Here is a 19689-nt window from a genome sequence, read left to right on the forward strand (position 1 = left end):
GATCACTCGCACCGCGAGGTCTGTCTCGCCGGATCACCCGCCCCCCGCGAGGTCTGTCTCGCCGGATCACCCGCCCCCCGCGAGGTCTGTCTCGCTCGATCCGCGGAACACTTACGCTCTGAGGTGGAGCCGGACCAAGATCCGGCTTTTCGCTGTGCAGTGTGCTCACACACATGGGAGGCGTACATGGCGGCATGGACGTGGCGGTTCGAGAAGACCGACGGTACGGAGGTCCAGCCCTCGGTGCCGCCGGAGGAGTTCCCCACCCAGGGGGACGCCGAGTCCTGGATCGGGGAGCACTGGAAGACCCTCCAGGAGGGCGGTGCCGATCAGGTGCGGCTGTTCGAGGACACCACGGAGATCTACGGGCCGATGAGCCTGCACGCGGCCGAGGCGTGAGCCCGTGGGCGGGGGCCACGGCCCTCGCCCACCCCCTTCCGGGGTGTCAGCCGCGCACGCCGCACAGGTGCAGCAGCGCCGCCACCCCGCGGTAGGGGTCCGTCCGCCCGGCCTTCTCCTCCACCGCGAGCAGCGTCTCCACGTCGTCCGGCACCTGCGCGTCGTCCGCCGCCGTGTCGGTGAAGACCCGCACCCCGTACCAGGCGTGCAGCGGCGCCCCGATCCCCGCGAGCGTGGACGTCAGGTCCTTCAGCCGGTCGGCCCGCACGTCGAGCCCCAGCCGGTTCCGGTAGGAGACGGTGTCGAAGGCCGCCAGCGCCCCGGACCAGTCACCGGACAGGCCCGGCCGGATCGCCAGCGCGTCCCCGTTGCGCACCAGCAGCGACAGCAGCCCGCCGGGCGCGAGCATCCGGGCGAGCCCCGCCAGCAGCGGGTCGGGCTCCTCGACGTACATGAGGACGCCGTGGCACAGCACCACGTCGAAACTGCCCGGCAGGAAGTGCACGCCGGTGTCGCGGCCGTCGCCCTCGATGATCCGCATCCGCTCCCGGATGCCCTCCGGTTCCCCGGCGAGGGACTTCCGGGCCACGGCGACCATCGTCGCGTCCTGCTCCAGACCGGTCACCTGATGGCCGGCCCGGGCCAGCCGCAGCGCCTGGGTGCCCTGGCCCATTCCCACGTCCAGCACCCGCAGGCGCTGCCCGACCGGGAACCGGCCGACTATCTGCTCGTCCAGCTGGCGGGCCACCAGCTCCTGCCGGACGACATCGCGCAGCCCGCCCAGCTTGTCCAGCCAGGCATCCGCCGCACCCCCGGAGAACGGCGTCGTGGTCAGGGCCGCTCTCCACGCTTGACCTGCGGCTTCGGCAGCCGGAGCCGACGCATCTGGAGCGAGCGCATCAGGGCGTAGGCGACGGCGCCGCGCTTGTTCTCACCCGGGAAGCGCTCGTTCAGCTGCTTCTTCAGACGGAACGACGTCACGAACGAGTCGAGCACGATCAGCACGATCACCACGAGCCACAGCAGCAGCGCGATGTTCTGCAGCGAGGCCACCCGCACCATGCTCAGCACGAGGATGACCACGGCCATCGGCAGGAAGAACTCCGCGATGTTGAACCGCGAGTCGATGAAGTCGCGAGCGAACCGGCGGACCGGTCCCTTGTCACGCGCGGGCAGGTAGCGCTCGTCCCCGCTCGCCAGCGCCTGGCGCTGCCGCTCCATCGCGGTACGGCGCTCCTCGCGCTGTCGCTTGGCGGCCTCCTTGCGCGTCATCGACGTGTTGGCCACGCTGCGGCGCTGGCTCTGGGCCTGGCTGCGCTTCGGCGTGGGGCGGCCCTTGGGGGCCTGGGGGTCGCGGGGCTGCTTGGAGAAGTTCACCGGCGCCTTGTCGGCGTCCTGGGCCTTCTCGTCCTTGGCACGGCTACGGAACACAAAACCCAAGGGTAAGGGCTTCCGGGCATGGACCCCAGCCCCGTGGGGAACGATCCGGCAACACCAGTCGTCTGTAAGGGGACAGAGGGGACGTCGCGTACGCCTCCGGACGGACCCCCGGGGTTGTACGGCTCCGGTGACCCCGGGGACCACCTACTCCCTACGCCGGAGCGGGAGCGCACGCAGTCGTCCTTGGGGATGAGCGCATCCGTCCCCGAACAGTGCGGTAATGGATGCAGGGCCCGTACTGTGGGTTCTGTCGCTGGAGCTGGAACCGGAGTCGGTCAGAAGGGGGCGCGCGAAGCCCATGAGCGGTGTCATGAAGCGTATGGGGATGATCTTCCGCGCGAAGGCCAACAAGGCCCTTGACCGGGCCGAGGACCCGCGCGAGACCCTTGATTACTCGTACCAGAAGCAGCTGGAGCTGCTGCAGAAGGTCCGCCGTGGCGTCGCCGACGTGGCGACCTCCCGCAAGCGCCTGGAACTGCAGCTGAACCAGCTCCAGTCGCAGTCCGGCAAGCTGGAGGACCAGGGCCGCAAGGCGCTCGCGCTGGGCCGTGAGGACCTGGCCCGCGAGGCGCTCTCGCGCCGGGCCGCGCTCCAGCAGCAGGTGACCGACCTGGAGACCCAGCACGCGACGCTCCAGGGCGAGGAGGAGAAGCTCACCCTGGCGGCCCAGCGGCTCCAGGCCAAGGTCGACGCCTTCCGCACCAAGAAGGAGACGATCAAGGCGACGTACACGGCGGCCCAGGCGCAGACCCGGATCGGCGAGGCCTTCTCCGGCATCTCCGAGGAGATGGGCGACGTCGGCCTGGCCATCCAGCGCGCCGAGGACAAGACGGCCCAGCTCCAGGCCCGCGCCGGCGCGATCGACGAACTGCTCGCCTCCGGCGCCCTCGACGACCCCTCCGGGATGCACAAGGACGACATCCAGGCCGAGCTGGACCGGCTCTCCGGTGGTACGGATGTAGAGCTGGAACTGCAGCGCATGAAGGCCGAGCTGGCCGGCGGTTCGAGCAGCGGGCAGCAGGCCATCGAAGGCGGCTCGGACGGCCGGCAGTCCCAGCAGCAGCCGCAGGACACACCACGCTTCGACAAGCAGTAGGGGTCCACGCCTAGGAGGGCGACATGATCGTACGGATCATGGGGGAGGGCCAGGTGAGCCTGGCCGACGGCCACCTCGCCGAGCTGAACAAGCTGGACGACGAGCTCCTGGCGGAGATGGAGAACGGCGACGGCCCCGGCTTCCGCCGGACCCTCCAGGCCCTCCTGACCAGGGTCCGCGACCTGGGCGCCCCCCTCCCGGACGACTCCCTGGAACCATCGGAACTGATCCTGCCGTCCCCGGACGCGACCTTGGAGGAAGTCCGGGAGCTGCTCAGCGACGACGGACTGATCCCAGGTTGACCTCGCCGCGGCCCCGCGTGCCGCCGAGAGCTCGGGGGGTGGGCGCAGTGGCAGCCCCGCTGTGCCCTTCCGCGGACCCGCCGGCCCACCCGGCCTCGGGCCCGGCGCGGAGCACCTCACACAACCGCAGCCGGCCCGGCTACGGTGAACAACCGTGAGCACCGTCGCGCGGGCCCGATGCCAGGCCAAAGCGCATCCCCTGGCCATGGACGCCGTCCTCGCCCTCGCCGTCCTCCTCTGCATGGTCGCCGGTTCCTTCGTGGAACCCCGGCACCGCGACAGCGTCAGCTGGGCCCTGCGCACCCCCGACCCGCTCAGCCTCCTCCTCATGACCCTGGGTGCCGCGGCCCTGGTCTTCCGCCGCCGCGCCCCCATGACGGTCCTCGCCGTCACCGGCACCCTCTCCGTCATCGAGTCCGTCACCGGCGACCCCCGCACGCCCGTCGCGATGTCCGCCGTCGTCGCGCTCTACACCGTCGCCTCCACCACCGACCGCCCCACCACCTGGCGCATCGGCCTGCTGACCATGGCCGTGCTGACCGGCTCCGCCATGGCCGCTGGCCCCCTGCCCTGGTACGCCCAGGAGAACCTCGGCATCCTCGCCTGGACCGGCATCGGCGCCACCGCCGGTGACGCCGTCCGCAGCCGCCGCGCCTTCGTCCAGGCGATCAGGGAACGCGCCGAGAAGGCGGAACGCACCCGCGAGGAGGAGGCCCGCCGCCGCGTCGCCGAGGAGCGCCTGCGCATCGCCCGGGACCTGCACGACGTCGTCGCCCATCACATCGCCCTGGTCAACGTCCAGGCCGGAGTCGCCGCCCACGTCATGGACAAGCGCCCCGACCAGGCCAAGGAAGCCCTCGGGCACGTCCGTGAGGCCAGCCGCTCCGCGCTCAACGAACTCCGCGCCACCGTCGGCCTGCTCCGGCAGTCCGACGACCCCGCGGCCCCCACCGAACCCGCCCCGGGCCTGGACCGCCTCGACGAACTCACCGGCACCTTCCGCAACGCCGGCCTGCACATCGAGGTCGCCCGGGCCGACCAGGACACCACCCTGCCCGCTGCGGTCGACCTGGCCGCCTACCGGATCATCCAGGAGGCCCTCACCAACGTGCAGAAGCACGCCGGGCCCCAGGCCAAGGCGGAGGTCAGCGTCGTCCGCGTCGGACCGAACATCGAGATCACCGTGCTCGACGACGGCAGCGGCGAGCACGAGGACAGGCCCGCGCACGAGGACGGAGGCGGCCACGGACTGCTCGGCATGCGCGAACGCGTCACCGCCCTGCGCGGCACCCTCACCACCGGTCCCCGCTACGGCGGCGGTTTCCGCGTCCATGCCATCCTGCCGCTGAAGAACCGCACACCGACCGGGGAGGACCCCGCATGACCATCCGTGTCCTGCTCGCCGACGACCAGGCGCTGCTGCGCAGCGCCTTCCGCGTGCTCGTCGACTCCGAGCCCGACATGGAGGTGGTCGGCGAGGCCTCCGACGGAGCGGAAGCGTTCCGGCTGACGAAGGAGCGGCACGCCGACGTCGTGCTCATGGACATCCGCATGCCCGGCACGGACGGTCTCGCCGCGACCCGCATGATCAGCGCCGACCCCGACCTCGCCGACGTCCGCGTCGTCATCCTGACGACCTTCGAGGTCGACGACTACGTCGTGCAGTCGCTGCGCGCGGGCGCCTCGGGCTTCCTCGGCAAGGGCTCCGAACCCGAGGAACTGCTGAACGCCATCCGTATCGCCGCGGGCGGCCAGGCCCTGCTGTCCCCGGCGGCCACCACGGGCCTGATCGCCCGGTTCCTCGCCACGCAGGACCCGGCCGGCGGCGACCGCGACCCGGCCCGCGGTGAACGGCTCGACTCGCTCACCGTCCGGGAGCGCGAGGTGCTGGTCCAGGTCGCCGGCGGGCACTCCAACGACGAGATCGCCGAGCGCCTCGAAGTCAGCCCGCTGACGGTGAAGACGCACGTCAACCGGGCCATGGCCAAGCTGGGCGCCCGGGACCGCGCCCAGCTCGTGGTCACCGCGTACGAGTCGGGCCTGGTACGTCCAAGGGTGGAGTGAGCCCTCCCCGGGTGTACTGCGGGCGGAGTATGCGCCGCATAAGGATTTGGACCTGGGGCCTACGGAACCCGGTTCCCGCATGGCTCAGGGTGTAGGGGCGGGCGCTCGTCCGCTGCCGCTTCTGCCGTTAACAGAAGAGAGACCCTCACCCATGTCCTGGCTGTCGAGATTCAGCCTCGCCCAACGGGCCCTGATAGGGCTGATGTCGATCATCGCGCTCGTCTTCGGGGCGATCGCGATACCCCAGCTCAAGCAGCAGCTGCTGCCCACCATCGAACTGCCCATGGTGTCGGTGCTGGCGCCTTACCAGGGCGCGTCCCCGGACGTGGTCGAGAAGCAGGTCGTCGAACCCATCGAGGACACCCTCGAAGCCGTCGACGGCATCAGCGGCGTCACCTCCACCGCCAGCGAGGGCAACGCCGTGATCATGGCGTCCTTCGACTACGGCAACAACACCGACCAGCTGGTCGCCGACGTCCAGCAGGCTGTCAACCGGGCCCGCGTGCAGCTCCCGGACGACGTCGACCCGCAGGTCGTCGCCGGCTCCACGGACGACATCCCGACCGTCGTCCTCGCCGTCACCTCCGGCCGCGACCAGCAGGCCCTGGCCGACCAGCTCGACAAGACGGTCGTGCCGGACCTCAAGAGCATCGACGGCGTCGGACAGGTCACCGTCGACGGTGTGCGCGACGTCCAGGTCACCGTCACGCCCGACGACGCGAAGCTGGCGAAGGCCGGCCTGACCGCCCAGTCCCTCGGCGAGGCCCTGAAGGCGGGCGGCGCGACCGTCCCGGCCGGCTCCTTCGACGAGGACGGCGCCAACCGCACCGTCCAGGTCGGCGGCGGCTTCACCTCGGTCGGGCAGATCCGCGACCTGATGGTCAAGGGCGAGCCCGGCAAGGGCAGGCCGGCCCGCCTCGGCGACGTCGCCACGGTGAAGCAGCAGGAGGCCACGGCCGACTCCATCACCCGCACCGACGGCAAGCCCAGCCTCTCCGTCGCCGTCACCATGGACCGCGACGGCAGCGCGGTCGCCATCTCCGACGCCGTCCAGGACAAGCTCCCGGACCTGCGCGAGGACCTCGGCTCCGGCGCGACCCTCACGGTCGTCAGCGACCAGGGCCCGGCCGTGTCCAAGTCCATCGAGGGCCTGACCACCGAGGGCGCCCTCGGACTGCTCTTCGCCGTCCTGGTGATCCTGGTCTTCCTGGCGTCGATCCGCTCCACCCTCGTGACCGCGGTGTCCATCCCGCTGTCCGTGGTCCTCGCCCTGATCGTGCTGTGGACGCGCGACCTGTCCCTCAACGTCCTCACCCTGGGCGCCCTGACCATCGCCATCGGCCGGGTCGTCGACGACTCGATCGTGGTCCTGGAGAACATCAAGCGCCACCTCGGCTACGGCGAGGAGCGCCACTCGGCGATCCTCAACGCCGTGCGCGAGGTCGCCGGCGCGGTGACGTCCTCGACGCTCACCACGGTCGCGGTGTTCCTGCCGATCGGCCTGGTCGGCGGCATGGTGGGCGAGCTGTTCGGCTCGTTCAGCCTCACCGTCACGGCCGCGCTGCTGGCGTCCCTGCTCGTCTCCCTGACCGTCGTGCCGGTCCTGTCGTACTGGTTCCTGCGCCCGCCCAAGGGCACCCCCGAGGACGCGGCCGAGGCCCGCCGGATCGCCGAGGAGAAGGAGGCCCGGAGCCGCCTCCAGCGGCTCTACGTCCCCGTCCTGCGCTTCGCGACCCGGCGCCGCCTCACCAGCGTGGCCCTCGCGATCGTCGTGCTGGTCGGCACGTTCGGCATGGCGCCGCTGCTGAAGACGAACTTCTTCGACCAGGGCGAACAGGAAGTCCTCACCGTCAAGCAGGAGCTGAAGCCCGGCACCAGCCTGGCCGCGACGAACGCCCAGGCGAAGAAGGTCGAGCGCCTGCTCGCCGGCACCGAGGGCGTGAAGGACTACCAGGTCACGGTCGGCTCGTCCGGCTTCATGGCGGCCTTCGGCGGCGGCACCGACACCAACCAGGCGTCGTACCAGGTCATGCTGGACGACTCGGCGTCCCACGAGGACGTCCAGGACAGCATCGAGAAGGGCCTGGCCGGCCTGAAGGGCATCGGCACCACCACGGTCGCCGCCGGTGACGGCTTCGGCAGCCAGGACCTCAGCGTGGTCGTGAAGGCCGCAGACGCCGGCGTCCTGCGCACGGCGTCCGAGGAGGTCCGCAAGGCGGTCGCCTCCCTCGACGACGTCACGGACGTCTCCAGCGACCTGGCGACCAGCGTGCCGCGCATCTCGGTCAAGGCCAACGACAAGGCCGCCGCGGCCGGCTTCGACGACCAGACCCTCGGGGCGGTCGTCGCCCAGGCCGTGCGCGGCACCACCGTGGCCAAGGCGGTCCTCGACGACACCGAGCGCGACGTCGTCATCCGCTCGGCGAAGCCCGCCACCACCCTGAAGCAGCTTCAGGACCTGCGCCTGGGCGGCGCGGTGAAGCTCGGCGACATCGCCACGGTGCAGCAGGTCGACGGGCCGGTCTCGATGACCCGCATCGACGGGCAGCGCGCCGCCACCATCACCGCGAAGCCGACCGGCGACAACACCGGCGCGGTCAGCGCCCAGCTCCAGTCGAAGATCGACGCGCTGAAGCTCCCGGACGGCGCCACGGCGTCGATCGGCGGTGTCTCCGAGGACCAGGACGAGGCGTTCGCCAACCTGGGCCTGGCGATGCTCGCCGCGATCGCGATCGTCTTCATGCTGCTGGTCGGCACCTTCCGGTCCCTGATCCAGCCGCTGATCCTGCTCGTCTCCATCCCGTTCGCCGCCACCGGCGCGATCGGCCTGCTGATCGCCACCGGCACCCCGATGGGCGTCCCTGCGATGATCGGCATGCTGATGCTGATCGGCATCGTGGTGACCAACGCGATCGTGCTGATCGACCTGATCAACCAGTACCGCAAGCAGGGCCACGGCGTCGTCGAGGCCGTGATCGAGGGCGGCCGGCACCGGCTGCGCCCGATCCTCATGACCGCCCTGGCGACGATCTTCGCCCTGCTGCCGATGGCCCTCGGCATCACCGGCGAGGGCGGCTTCATCGCCCAGCCGCTGGCCGTGGTCGTGATCGGCGGCCTGGTGACGTCGACGCTGCTCACCCTGCTGCTCGTCCCGACGCTCTACGCGATGGTCGAACTCCGCAAGGAGCGCCGCGCGGAGAAGCGCGCGGCCAGGCGCGCCAAGAAGGCGGGCGACGAGCCCGGCACCACGCCGGCCTCGCCGGAGGCGGAGCGCGCGTCCGTCTGATCGCGGGCTCCCCGCCGAGCCCGCACAGCAGGTCCCGTACGCAGGCCGGGGCCCGAACCGGAAAGAACGGTTCGGGCCCCGGCCTGCGCCGTGCCGCCGTTACGTATCCTGACCCGGACTGCATGGCGGGGGAGAGGAACCGGGCGTGCCGCTGCAGAAGGACGACCCGAAGTCGATCGGCGGGTACAAGCTGGTCGGCCGGCTCGGGTCCGGGGGCATGGGGGTCGTCTACCGCGGCCGGGCCCGCTCGGGGCGCGAGGTCGCCGTCAAGGTGGTGCACGCCCAGTACGCGGAGGACGCCGTCTTCCGCGCCCGTTTCCGCCAGGAGATCGAGGCGGTCCGCAAGGTGAGCGGCGCCTTCACCGCGCCGGTCCTGGACGCCGACCCGGAGGCGGTACGGCCCTGGATGGCGACCCAGTACGTGCCCGGCCCCTCCCTCGCCGCCCTGATCCGCGAGCAGGGCCCGCTGCGGGGCACCGCACTGCGCCGGCTGGCGCTCGGGCTGGTGGAGGCGCTGCGGGAGATCCACCGGGCGGGGGTGGTGCACCGGGACCTCAAGCCCGCGAACGTCCTGATGGCCGACGACGGGCCGCGCGTCATCGACTTCGGCATCTCCCGCGCGGCCGAGAACCACCACACCCTCACCGAGACCGGCCAGATGATCGGCACCCCGCCGTTCATGTCCCCGGAGCAGCTCACCGACGCCCGCTCGGTGGGCCCGGCCTCCGATGTGTTCTCCGTGGGTGCGCTGCTCGTGTTCACCAGCACCGGCCGGGGCCCGTTCGACGCGGACAGCCCGTATCTGACGGCCTATCGGGTGGTCCATGACGCGCCGGTCCTGGACGGCGTCCCCGACCCTCTGCACCCGTTGCTGGAACGCTGCCTCGCCAAGAGCCCCGCGGACCGGCCCGGACTGGACGAACTGGCGCGGGAGTTCGTGGCGGCGCTGCCGGAGACGGGTGCCGAGGACCAGGACACGGTGGCGTCGCGCACGGACGAGGAGGCTCTGGTCAGCACCCGGCCCGCCGCGGTCGCCGACCCCGGCCCGCCGCCCGCGGTCCGGCGCCGGAGCCGTACCCGGCGGCGGTGGGTCACGGCCGGCACGGCCGCCGCCCTCGCGCTCGGCCTGACGGGCTATCTGCTGGTCGGACCCGGAAGGGACGGGGACGACGCACGCGGCGGGACCGACCCCACCGGCACGGCGCCCTCCCGGTGGACGGCCGTCCCGGCCGGCTGGAAACCCTGGCAGACGACGGTGAACGCCCCCGCCGCACAGGGAGTGAAGCAGGGACTCGGCAACGCCGGGACCGGGTCGCTGAACGGCCCGGAGTGCGAGCCGCACGAGGGTGCTCTCTACTGCGCGGGCGACGGAGTCCTGCCGGTGCGCCTCGACGCCCTGACCGGACAGGCCGACTGGCGCGCCGACGTGCTGCCTCCCGGTACGGGCCAGGGGTCGTACAGCTTCACCGTCCTCGGTGTCACGGACGACGCGATGCTGGTGGAGCAGACGTACGACCCCGACCACGGGGAGAACGTGAAGGTCACGGTCGCCGCCCTGGACACCCGGGCCGGCAAGCGGCTGTGGCACCGCACCGTGGACGTCGACACGGTCCGCCCGTATCTCTTCGGCGACCTGGTGATCGTGCCGGACGACGGCGGTCGCTCCGTGACCGCCCGCTCGCCGCGCACCGGCGCCGGACGCTGGACGGCACCGCTGCCCGGGGGGCGGCACTGCAGCCCGGCGGACACCGACGGGAACCGCTACCTGGTGTGCGGACCCGACCAGATGCCCTTGAAGGAGACGTTCCTGCTGAGGATGGACCCCGCCGACGGCTCGGTACGACGCGTGACGGTGCCCACCGACCGCACCCTCGTCGGCACCTTCGACGGCCGTCTGGTCTTCCTCGATCCGACCGAGGACGAGGAGGACGACGCCTTCGCCCGGATCCGGCTGCTGGACCCGGACACCGGCGAGGAACGCACGGTGCGGCTCGCGGAGCCGCTGGAGGGCAACGCGGCGCTCTCGGGCGGCACCCTGTGGTTCGCCACGTCGTCCGGACAGGTCACCGCGGTGTCGGTCCGCACGGGCGAGCGGCTGTGGCAGACCCGGACGAGCCTGGAGCAGCCCAGCGACGTCACCCACGACCCGCGCGCCCACGTGGTCTACCTGTCCAGCGCCAGCGGAAGGGTCGCCGCCCTCGACACCCGGAAGGGCACGCTGCTGTGGGAGACCATGCCGCGTGCCCGGCGGGTGACCAACCAGGGGTGGTGGCGCTCCGAGGTGCGGCTCAACGAGGGCGCCCTCGTGGTCGCCACGGCGGAGGGCGACATCTTCACCCTCGACCCCGCTCACCCCGACCGGAAACCCGTCCCGGGGTGAGCGCGGGGCCTGTGCGGCTTACGGCAGCGCCAGCATCCGCTCCAGGGCCAGCTTCGCGAACGCCTCGGTCTCCGGGTCCACCTCGATGCGGTTGACGAGGTTGCCCTCGGCCAGCGACTCCAGGGCCCAGACCAGGTGCGGGAGGTCGATGCGGTTCATGGTCGAGCAGAAGCAGACCGTCTTGTCGAGGAAGACGATCTCCTTGCCCTCCGGCGCGAATCGGTTCGCCAGGCGGCGGACCAGGTTCAGCTCGGTGCCGATGGCCCACTTGGAGCCGGCCGGCGCGGCCTCCAGGGCCTTGATGATGTACTCGGTCGAACCGACGTAGTCCGCCGCGGCCACGACCTCGTGCTTGCACTCGGGGTGAACCAGGACGTTCACGCCGGGGATGCGCGCGCGCACGTCGTTCACCGAGTCCAGGCTGAAGCGGCCGTGCACCGAGCAGTGGCCGCGCCACAGGATCATCTTGGCCGCGCGCAGCTCGTCGGCGGTCAGGCCGCCGTTCGGCTTGTGCGGGTTGTAGACGACGCAGTCCTCCAGGGACATGCCCATGTCGCGGACCGCGGTGTTGCGGCCGAGGTGCTGGTCCGGCAGGAAGAGCACCTTCTCGCCGTGCTCGAAGGCCCAGTCCAGAGCCCGCTTGGCGTTGGACGAGGTGCAGATCGTGCCGCCGTGCTTGCCGGTGAACGCCTTGATGTCGGCCGAGGAGTTCATGTACGAGACCGGTACGACCTGCTCGGCTATGCCGGCCTCGGTCAGCACGTCCCAGCACTCGGCGACCTGCTCGGCCGTCGCCATGTCGGCCATCGAGCAGCCGGCGGCGAGGTCGGGCAGCACGACCTTCTGGTCGTCGGAGGTCAGGATGTCCGCCGACTCCGCCATGAAGTGGACGCCGCAGAACACGATGTACTCGGCCTCCGGGCGGGCGGCCGCGTCCCGGGCGAGCTTGAACGAGTCACCCGTCACGTCGGCGAACTGGATGACCTCGTCACGCTGGTAGTGGTGGCCGAGCACGAAGACCTTGTCCCCGAGCTTCTCCTTCGCCTTGCGGGCGCGCTCCACCAGGTCCGGGTCGGACGGCGAGGGCAGGTCGCCGGGACACTCCACACCGCGCTCGCTCTTCGGGTCGGCCTCACGGCCGAGGAGCAGCAGGGCGAGGGGCGTCGGCTGGACGTCGAGCTCCTGGGTCTGGGCGGTGGTCACGACACGCACCCTTTCTGTTTCTGCGACTTTTCGTCGATTTGACGCTATCTATCATAACCGCTTCACGTCGCTTTGACGATGGCCATAGCGTCTGTGTGACGTGAATCCCGGCGAGCCCGCGTTCATTCCCGGGAAGACCCGGAAAGAGCCGTTTTCCGGTTCCCGGTGCGTGTGCGAGCATGAAAAGGAGCCGAGATCGAGCGCCCGGCCCCGGAATGAATCCGAGGCCCCGCCGGTTGCAACCGTCGGCAAGCAGTCTCCGTACAACCCGGGAGAGATGTAGATGTCCGTATCGGACGAGACCAGCACCGTCACCGACGGCATCATCCTGACCGACGCCGCCGCGTCCAAGGTCAAGGCGCTGCTCGACCAGGAGGGCCGCGAGGACCTCGCGCTGCGCGTCGCCGTCCAGCCCGGCGGCTGCTCCGGCCTGCGCTACCAGCTCTTCTTCGACGAGCGCGCCCTCGACGGCGACGTCGAGAAGGACTTCGGCGGTGTGAAGGTCGTCACCGACCGCATGAGCGCTCCGTACCTGGGCGGTGCCACGATCGACTTCGTGGACACCATCGAGAAGCAGGGCTTCACGATCGACAACCCGAACGCGACGGGCTCCTGCGCCTGCGGCGACTCCTTCAGCTGAGCCCGCCGAGCCGCCACCGGCGGCCGTGGACACGACGAAGGCGGCGGCCCCCTTTGTGGGGGCCGCCGCCTTCGCGCTGTGTGCCGCTCCTACCGATCCCGCGTCGGGGGAGCCGGGAGCCGCGCACCCTCCTTGGCCAGCGGCACCGCCTTGCCGTCCGTGTTCACGACGGCCCGGTCACCGAGCGGCTCATCCAGCTGCACGGTCTTCTGGAACTGCTTGGCGATCATGATGCAGACCTTGTCCGGCCACGGGGTCGACGTCACGGAGACCGTCACCTCGTCGCCCTTCTCACTCGCCTTCACGTCGTAGTCGGCGCACACGCCGCCCGTGAAGGACACCGTCAGCTCCGCGCCCTCGGCCCGGTAGCCGTCCACCTTCACCTCGCGCGGCCCGGGAGCCGCCGTAGGCCGGTCACTCGGCCCGCTCGGCTCGGGGGAGGCCAGGTACGTCGGCTCCACCGCCGGGTACGTCACCGTGAACGGGTCCTTCGCGCCCGGCGCCGTCACCTCGAACAGCCAGGACGGCACCAGCGCCTGCCGGCCGTCCACGACGTGCGCGGCCAGCCCGAACACGGCGTTCTCGACCGTCACCGTGTCCTGCTGCGGAGTACCACTCGCCGGCTGCTCGCACGGCTGCTCCACCCGGTCCTTCAGCGGCACGGGGCCGGCACAGCCGCCGATGCCCATCCGGTGGTCCTTCTTCGGCTGCCCGTTCATCAGCTCCAGCGCCTTCTCGGCGGTGACCACGGGGTAGGTGTCGCCCTTCACCGGCGTCCGCAGCTGACCGGTGCCGCCGACGACCTCGCCGTCCGCCCCGACCGTGACGCCGGTCGACCAGCCGTGCGTGGGCAGTCCGCCGACCACGGGAGCGGCGTCGACCACCCGCTGGGCCCCCATGACCTGGCTCGCGTCGACCTTCGCGTCGTCCTGACCCACCGCCTTCAGCACCGGCGCGGCGGCCTTCTCGGCCACCTCCTCGTTCACCGGCGTGCCCTCGGACCGTGGGGCGCCGCCGCAGGTGCCGGTGCCCTTGCAGTTGTCGGTCCCCGGCGCGTACCGGCTGAACGTCCAGGACCCGGGGGCCTGCCGGTTGACCTGGAGGCTCGGCCCCGACCCATCCTGCCCCCCGATCTTCCAGACCTCGCCCTGCGCCACCGGCGTGCCCTCGACCCCGAGGGCCTTCGCCAGCCGGGCCACGTCCGCCGTGCCGACCTCGCCCCGTGCCCGGTACACCGCCGCCTTGGCGGGGCCCTCGGGCAGGGGGCCGCCGAGACGGTAGGTGGCGCCGTAGGGGTTGGGCTCGCCGGGCGCGATGCCGTTGCCGCCGCCCGCGGTGGACTCCGAGTAGCCGTCGAGCGCGAGCGGCGGGGGAGTGTCGTCCCCGCCGGGCGCGCCCGAGGTCGTACCGCCGCCCGACCCGCTGGACGCGTTGGCGGCGAGCCAGGCCCCGCCCCCGCCGATCAGCAGCACGGCGGCGGCGACGGAGGCGATGATCGCGGGCGTCCGCGGCCGACCACCGCCGTGAGCGACCAGGTCCCCGTGCTCGCGCGAGAGCTCACGGACCGGCCCGGGGGCGGTCCGGGGCCGGGCCGCCCGCGACTCGGTGTCGTCCGCGGCGGCTTCGGGAAGGGGTGCAGGGGTGGCTCCCGGCGCTGGTGAGGGTTCCGCTGCCGAGGCGGAGCGGGCTTCCCCGGCGTCCGTGCCCTCGGCGACGGCCTCGCGATCCGGGGACGGCTCAGCTTCGTCCTTGCGGTCCCCGGCCTGCCCAACCGCCTGCCGCCCGTCCGTCGCAGCCGTCTCCGCCGCCTCGTCCGGCGTGCCGGGCTCAGCGACGGCCGGGGCGGCCGCCGCGGCCTCGTCGGTCTCGGCAGCTTCCGCCTTGGCGGCTTCCGCCTCGGCGGCTCGCGCCTCGCCGTCCGGAGCGCCCTCGGGAGCCTCGCCGGTCACGCCGGTGTCATCGGACCTTCCCGACTCGCCGCTCTCCGCCGCCTCCGCGTTCTCCCCGTTCTCCGCCGTCTCCGCGTTCTCCGCGTTCTCCGCGGACTCCCCGTTCTCCGCGTTCTCCGCGGACTCCCCGTTCTCCCCCGCCTCCGCGTTCTCCGCGGACTGCCCAGCGCCCGCCGACGCGCTGGGCTCCGCCGACTCGGCAGTCTCCGCCGACGCGCTGGGCTCCGCCGACGCGCTGGGCTCCGCCGACGCGCTGGGCTCCGCCGACGCGCCGCCCTCCTCCGACGACCCGGCCTTCGCCGTGCCGCTCGCCCCGGTCCGCGGAGCGGCCTCGGCGGGGGCGTCGGCCGCTTCCCTGACGTCGTCGTCGTTGTCGGGTCGCTCGGTGTTCACCGCATCGCTCCTTCGGCTGCACAGCTGTCCCATGGGACCCGGCCCGGTCATACCCGGACCGCTGGTGGGTCGTATCCCGCCTCCCCTTTACGGGGGACAGCGATGGGACGCAGCGGGGGAGCACACGGTTCCCGCGTGTGCGCCGTTCAGTCTCCGTAGTCGGACATGGCGTCGAGCAGCCGCGCCGATGCCGGGGGTACGGACACGCCGTGGATCAGGGCGGGGGAGACCGGCCGCGAGACGATCCGGGGGACCGCCCAGTGCGGGGCCATCCGCGCCCCGTCACGCGGCAGCGACGCCAGATCGCCCTCGAGATCGACCGGAACGGGCGCATGGACCTTGAGGTTCGTCATAGCGGCACCGTATGCACGGTCGTGCTCACCGAGAAAGATCTACTATCGGGTAGTTTCGATGCCTTCAGAGCCGTCCCGCCCACCCGATAGCGTGAACTGTCAAGGTCCGCCTCCCTCAGGAGAATCCACGCCGTGCGCATCGCAGTCACCGGCTCCATCGCCACCGACCACCTCATGACCTTCCCCGGCCGCTTCGCCGACCAGTTCGTAGCGGACCAGCTGCACACGGTCTCGCTGTCGTTCCTGGTCGACAAGCTCGACGTCCGCCGTGGCGGCGTCGCGGCGAACATCGCGTTCGGCATGGGCCAGCTCGGCACCCGCCCGATCCTGGTCGGCGCCGCCGGCGCGGACTTCGACGAGTACCGGGCCTGGCTCGACCGGCACGGTGTCGACACGGAGTCCGTCCGCATCTCCGACACGCTGCACACCGCCCGCTTCGTGTGCACCACCGACGCCGACCACAACCAGATCGGCTCCTTCTACACGGGCGCGATGAGCGAGGCCCGCCTCATCGAGCTGAAGACCGTCGCCGACCGCGTGGGCGGCCTCGACCTGGTCTCCATCGGCGCCGACGACCCGGAGGCGATGCTCCGCCACACGGAGGAGTGCCGCTCGCGGAAGATCCCGTTCGCCGCCGACTTCTCCCAGCAGATCGCCCGGATGGACGGCGAGGAGATCCGCATCCTGCTGGACGGGGCGACCTACCTCTTCTCCAACGAGTACGAGAAGGGCCTCATCGAGAGCAAGACCGGCTGGAGCGACGCGGAGATCCTGTCCCGCGTCGGCCACCGGGTGACCACCCTCGGCGCGCGCGGCGTGCGCATCGAGCGGGTCGGCGAGGACCCGATCGAGGTCGGCACGCCCGACGAGGAGCGCAAGGCCGACCCGACGGGCGTCGGCGACGCCTTCCGCGCGGGCTTCATGTCGGGCCTGGCGTGGGGCGTCTCCCTGGAGCGCGCCGCGCAGGTCGGCTGCATGCTGGCGACCCTCGTCATCGAGACGGTGGGGACGCAGGAGTACCAGCTGCGGCGCGGGCACTTCATGGAGCGGTTCACCAAGGCGTACGGGGACGAGGCGGCGGAAGAGGTCCGGGGGCATCTGGGCTGATCCGCCGTCCACGGGTGCGTGGGGCTGGTCGCGCCCCGCGGCGGCAGCCGCATGTCGACACAGCCCCGCGCACCCGAGCGACTCAGGTCGCTCGGCGGACCAGGGCAGCCGCATGTCGACACAGCCCCGCGCACCCGAGCGACTCAGGTCGTTCGGCGGACCACGTAGGAAGTTCCTCGATCCGCCGTCTCCTCGCCGATGTACTCCTGGTTCCTCATCTCGCACCACGCCGGGATGTCCAGGCGGGCGGCCTCGTCATCGGAGAGCACCCGCACCAGGCCGCCCACGGGCACGTCGCCGATGACCTTGGCGAGTTCGATGACCGGGATCGGGCACCTCTTGCCCAGGGAGTCCACGACGAGCACGTCGGCCTCCCGCACCACCGTCTCCGGCGCCGGCGCCCCCAGCTTCTCCCGCACCGCCGCCACCGCCCGGGGAAGCACCTCCAGGAACCTCTCCACGTCCTCCTCGGCCGCCCCGAGGGGCAGCGAAACCCGCACATTTCCCTCACTCAGCACACCCATCGCCCGCAGCACATGGCTCGGCGTCAGCGTGCTGCTCGTGCAGGACGATCCGGACGAGACCGAGAAACCCTCGCGGTCCAGCTCGTGCAGCAGGGCCTCGCCGTCGACGTACAGGCAGGAGAAGGTGACGATCCCGGGCAGCCGGCGCACCGGATCACCGACGACCTCGGCGTCCGTCACCAGCCGGGGCACCCGTGCCCGGATCCGGTCCGTCAGCTCCCGCAGGCGCACCGCCTCCTCGGCCGCCTCGGCCCGTACGGCCCTGAGTGACGCGGCCGCCGCCACGATCGCCGGGATGTTCTCGAAACCGGGTGCCCGCCCCGACTCCCGCTCGTCCACCGGCCCTTGCGCCGCGAACCGGACACCCTTGCGGACCGCGAGGAGCCCCACCCCCGACGGCCCGCCCCACTTGTGGGCACTGGCCGTCAGCAGCGACCACCCCCCGCCCACCGGCCCCCAGCCCAGCGACTGCGCCGCGTCCACCAGCAACGGCACCCCGGCCGCCCGGCACGCCTCGGCCACCGCCGCGACGGGCTGCTCCGTCCCCACCTCGTGATTGGCCGACTGCAGACACGCCAGCGCCGTGTCCGCGCGCAGGGCGTCACCGTAGGCCGCCGGGTCCACCGCCCCGCCCCGGTCGACGGCCACCTGCGTGACGGACCCGCCGTCGGCCTCGTGCGCCTCCGCCGAATGCAGTACAGAGGAGTGTTCGACCGCTGACACGATCAGGTGGCGTCCGACCCGGCGCCGTCCGGCCAGCGCCCCCGCAACGCCCGTGTGCACGGCACGGCTTCCGGACGAGGTGAACACCAGCTCGTCCGCCCGGCACCCCACGGCCTCAGCGGCGGCCTCCCGGGCGGCGTCCAGCAGCATCCGCGCCCGCCGCCCTTCCCTGTACAGCCGCGCAGGATCCGCCCACCCCTCGTCGAGGGAGGCCAGCAGAGCCTGCCGGGCGACGGGATGGAGAGGAACACCGGAAGCAGCATCGAAGTAACCCACACGGCAACGCTAGAACGCCCGGCACGAGGACGTCCCCGAAGGGGCGCGGGGAACGGCGCGAACAGCCACAAACAGCCCGCACCCGCCAAACCAGCGAACCACCCACCCCGCTAGGCACCCCTCCCCGAGAACCCCCGGAGGGCGTCGGCTAGGGTTTGGTCCGCATAAACATCCAAACCCCTGCCCGACGCAGGGCCGCGACCGACCAGCGAGAAGGCCAGGCCGCAGCCGATCCGCGCGGGCGAGACTCTCGGGAAGGCGCTACGTGAGTCCCAACGGCTCCGACCGCTCGCCGCGGCGCCCGATGCGGCGGAAGCTGCTGCAGGCACTGACCGCGGGCCTGGTCTTGGCGACAGCCACCGGTTGCTCGTACAACTGGGAAGACTTCCCCCGCCTTGGTATGCCCACCCCGACCACGGAAGAGGCTCCCCGGATCCTCTCCCTGTGGCAGGGTTCCTGGGCGGCTGCGCTCGCCGTCGGCGTGCTGGTGTGGGGTCTGATCCTGTGGAGTGCTTTCTTCCACCGGCGCAGCCGCACCAAGGTCGAAGTTCCTCCGCAGACCCGGTACAACATGCCCATCGAGGCGCTGTACACCGTGGTTCCGCTCATCATCGTCTCGGTGCTGTTCTACTTCACCGCCCGTGACGAGTCCGAGCTGCTCAGCCTCAAGAAGAAGCCCGACGTCACGGTCAACGTGGTCGGCTTCCAGTGGAGCTGGTGCTTCAACTACATCGAGCCGGTCGCCGGTTCCACCGGGGACGCGAAGACCTCGCCGGACCTGGCGGCGATCCCGGACCGCTTCAAGAAGGACTTCCCGGCTGGCGCCGGCGGCGTCAACGACTGCGGCACCCCCGGCACCCGGAACCCGCAGACGGGCAACCCGGGCCCGACCCTGTGGCTGCCCGAGGGCAAGACGGTCCGCTTCATCCTCACCTCGCGTGACGTCATCCACTCCTTCTGGGTGGTGCCGTTCCTGATGAAGCAGGACGTCATCCCGGGCCACACCAACGCCTTCGAGGTGACCCCCAACAAGCAGGGCACCTTCATGGGCAAGTGCGCCGAGCTCTGCGGCGTCGACCACTCTCGGATGCTGTTCAACGTGAAGGTCGTCTCCCCCGAGCGCTACGAGCAGCACCTCAAGGACCTCGTGGACAAGCAGCAGAACGGTTACGTTCCTGCCGGCATCGCGCAGACGAGCCACGAGAAGAACCGGGAGACGAACAACCTGTGAGCATCCTCAACGAACCTCAGGGTGCCGCGGCAGCAGGGTCCCACTACGAGGACGAGCTGCCGGTCCGGCGCCAGAACCGCGGCAGCGTCGTGGTCAAGTGGCTGACGACGACGGACCACAAGACGATCGGCACGCTGTACCTGGCGACGTCGTTCGCGTTCTTCGTCATCGGCGGCGTGATGGCGCTGGTGATGCGTGCCGAGCTCGCCCGTCCCGGTCTGCAGATCGTGTCGAACGAGCAGTTCAACCAGGCGTTCACGATGCACGGCACGATCATGCTGCTGATGTTCGCGACGCCGCTGTTCGCCGGCTTCGCGAACTGG

17 protein-coding genes are annotated in these 19689 nt (G+C 71.5%); 11 read left to right on the top strand and 6 right to left on the bottom strand.

The window, feature by feature from the left end; genetic code table 11:
- The first annotated feature begins 186 nt into the window (after positions 1–186).
- Positions 187–399, top strand: a complete 213-nt coding sequence (locus tag ACFV20_RS35710) for a hypothetical protein (protein ID WP_385665101.1) — start codon at positions 187–189, stop codon at positions 397–399.
- A gap of 46 nt (positions 400–445) precedes the next feature.
- Here ACFV20_RS35710 and ACFV20_RS35715 read toward each other — a convergent pair whose 3' ends face one another.
- The gene (locus tag ACFV20_RS35715; RefSeq protein WP_385665104.1) at positions 446–1147 is read right to left on the bottom strand and encodes a class I SAM-dependent methyltransferase; all 702 of its coding nucleotides are present in this window, start codon (positions 1145–1147) and stop codon (positions 446–448) included.
- 83 nt (positions 1148–1230) lie between these two features.
- Complete coding sequence (locus tag ACFV20_RS35720; protein WP_385665106.1) at positions 1231–1830, bottom strand: DUF3043 domain-containing protein; 600 nt, start codon at positions 1828–1830, stop codon at positions 1231–1233.
- Between the two features lie 307 nt (positions 1831–2137).
- On the opposite strand from ACFV20_RS35720, the gene ACFV20_RS35725 reads away from it, so the two are divergent.
- The 6 genes from ACFV20_RS35725 (at position 2138) to ACFV20_RS35750 (ending at position 10967) form a co-directional block, all read left to right on the top strand.
- Positions 2138–2935: a PspA/IM30 family protein gene (locus ACFV20_RS35725; protein WP_385665108.1), complete on the top strand. Its 798-nt coding sequence runs from the start codon at positions 2138–2140 to the stop codon at positions 2933–2935.
- Positions 2936–2958: 23 nt separating this feature from the next.
- A complete protein-coding gene (locus ACFV20_RS35730) occupies positions 2959–3237 on the top strand; it encodes a hypothetical protein (protein ID WP_234849884.1) in 279 nt (92 codons plus the stop codon).
- A 154-nt stretch (positions 3238–3391) separates the two neighbouring features.
- Entirely contained in the window at positions 3392–4621 is a 1230-nt protein-coding gene (locus tag ACFV20_RS35735) for a sensor histidine kinase (protein ID WP_385665111.1), read from the top strand.
- The gene (locus ACFV20_RS35740; protein WP_385665114.1) at positions 4618–5301 is read left to right on the top strand and encodes a response regulator; all 684 of its coding nucleotides are present in this window, start codon (positions 4618–4620) and stop codon (positions 5299–5301) included. Before ACFV20_RS35735 ends, ACFV20_RS35740 begins: the two co-directional genes overlap by 4 nt.
- Before the next feature lie 151 nt (positions 5302–5452).
- Complete coding sequence (locus tag ACFV20_RS35745) at positions 5453–8587, top strand: efflux RND transporter permease subunit (RefSeq protein ID WP_385665117.1); 3135 nt, start codon at positions 5453–5455, stop codon at positions 8585–8587.
- A gap of 145 nt (positions 8588–8732) precedes the next feature.
- A complete protein-coding gene (locus ACFV20_RS35750) occupies positions 8733–10967 on the top strand; it encodes a protein kinase (RefSeq protein ID WP_385665119.1) in 2235 nt (744 codons plus the stop codon).
- An 18-nt stretch (positions 10968–10985) separates the two neighbouring features.
- Here ACFV20_RS35750 and nadA read toward each other — a convergent pair whose 3' ends face one another.
- The gene (nadA, locus tag ACFV20_RS35755; RefSeq protein WP_385665122.1) at positions 10986–12170 is read right to left on the bottom strand and encodes a quinolinate synthase NadA; all 1185 of its coding nucleotides are present in this window, start codon (positions 12168–12170) and stop codon (positions 10986–10988) included.
- Between the two features lie 283 nt (positions 12171–12453).
- Here nadA and ACFV20_RS35760 point away from each other — a divergent pair, with 283 nt between their 5' ends.
- Positions 12454–12810 carry an iron-sulfur cluster assembly accessory protein gene (locus ACFV20_RS35760; RefSeq protein ID WP_031109243.1) on the top strand — a complete coding sequence of 119 codons (357 nt, stop codon included), beginning with the start codon at positions 12454–12456 and terminating at the stop codon, positions 12808–12810.
- 89 nt (positions 12811–12899) lie between these two features.
- Here ACFV20_RS35760 and ACFV20_RS35765 read toward each other — a convergent pair whose 3' ends face one another.
- On the bottom strand, positions 12900–14759 hold the full coding sequence (locus ACFV20_RS35765; RefSeq protein ID WP_385665140.1) for a hypothetical protein: 1860 nt from the start codon (positions 14757–14759) through the stop codon (positions 12900–12902).
- A 539-nt stretch (positions 14760–15298) separates the two neighbouring features.
- A complete protein-coding gene (locus ACFV20_RS35770; protein WP_385665125.1) occupies positions 15299–15505 on the bottom strand; it encodes a hypothetical protein in 207 nt (68 codons plus the stop codon).
- Positions 15506–15637: 132 nt separating this feature from the next.
- Between ACFV20_RS35770 and ACFV20_RS35775 the strand changes: the two genes are divergently transcribed.
- Positions 15638–16612, top strand: coding sequence for a carbohydrate kinase family protein (locus tag ACFV20_RS35775; RefSeq protein ID WP_385665128.1), 975 nt, complete (start codon positions 15638–15640; stop codon positions 16610–16612).
- Positions 16613–16755: 143 nt separating this feature from the next.
- On the opposite strand, the gene ACFV20_RS35780 is transcribed toward ACFV20_RS35775, so the two are convergent.
- Positions 16756–18135 carry a cysteine desulfurase/sulfurtransferase TusA family protein gene (locus ACFV20_RS35780; RefSeq protein ID WP_385665131.1) on the bottom strand — a complete coding sequence of 460 codons (1380 nt, stop codon included), beginning with the start codon at positions 18133–18135 and terminating at the stop codon, positions 16756–16758.
- 265 nt (positions 18136–18400) lie between these two features.
- On the opposite strand from ACFV20_RS35780, the gene coxB reads away from it, so the two are divergent.
- Together coxB and ACFV20_RS35790 are read left to right on the top strand one after the other, a co-directional pair.
- Positions 18401–19366, top strand: coding sequence for a cytochrome c oxidase subunit II (coxB, locus tag ACFV20_RS35785; RefSeq protein WP_385665134.1), 966 nt, complete (start codon positions 18401–18403; stop codon positions 19364–19366).
- Positions 19363–19689: cbb3-type cytochrome c oxidase subunit I (locus ACFV20_RS35790; protein ID WP_385665137.1), on the top strand; the 327-nt coding region annotated here is incomplete at its 3' end. The genes coxB and ACFV20_RS35790, both read left to right, overlap by 4 nt.

Origin of the sequence: Streptomyces sp. NPDC059696 (genome assembly GCF_042733745.1) — a bacterium.
Taxonomy (GTDB): domain Bacteria; phylum Actinomycetota; class Actinomycetes; order Streptomycetales; family Streptomycetaceae; genus Streptomyces.

Coding starts and splice junctions, on each gene's coding strand:
- ACFV20_RS35760 (WP_031109243.1), top strand. CDS start 12,454: ATGTCCGTATCGGACGAGACCAGCACCGTCACCGACGGCATCATCCTG.
- ACFV20_RS35745 (WP_385665117.1), top strand. CDS start 5,453: ATGTCCTGGCTGTCGAGATTCAGCCTCGCCCAACGGGCCCTGATAGGG.
- ACFV20_RS35725 (WP_385665108.1), top strand. CDS start 2,138: ATGAGCGGTGTCATGAAGCGTATGGGGATGATCTTCCGCGCGAAGGCC.
- ACFV20_RS35740 (WP_385665114.1), top strand. CDS start 4,618: ATGACCATCCGTGTCCTGCTCGCCGACGACCAGGCGCTGCTGCGCAGC.
- ACFV20_RS35710 (WP_385665101.1), top strand. CDS start 187: ATGGCGGCATGGACGTGGCGGTTCGAGAAGACCGACGGTACGGAGGTC.
- ACFV20_RS35770 (WP_385665125.1), bottom strand. CDS start 15,505: ATGACGAACCTCAAGGTCCATGCGCCCGTTCCGGTCGATCTCGAGGGC.
- ACFV20_RS35730 (WP_234849884.1), top strand. CDS start 2,959: ATGATCGTACGGATCATGGGGGAGGGCCAGGTGAGCCTGGCCGACGGC.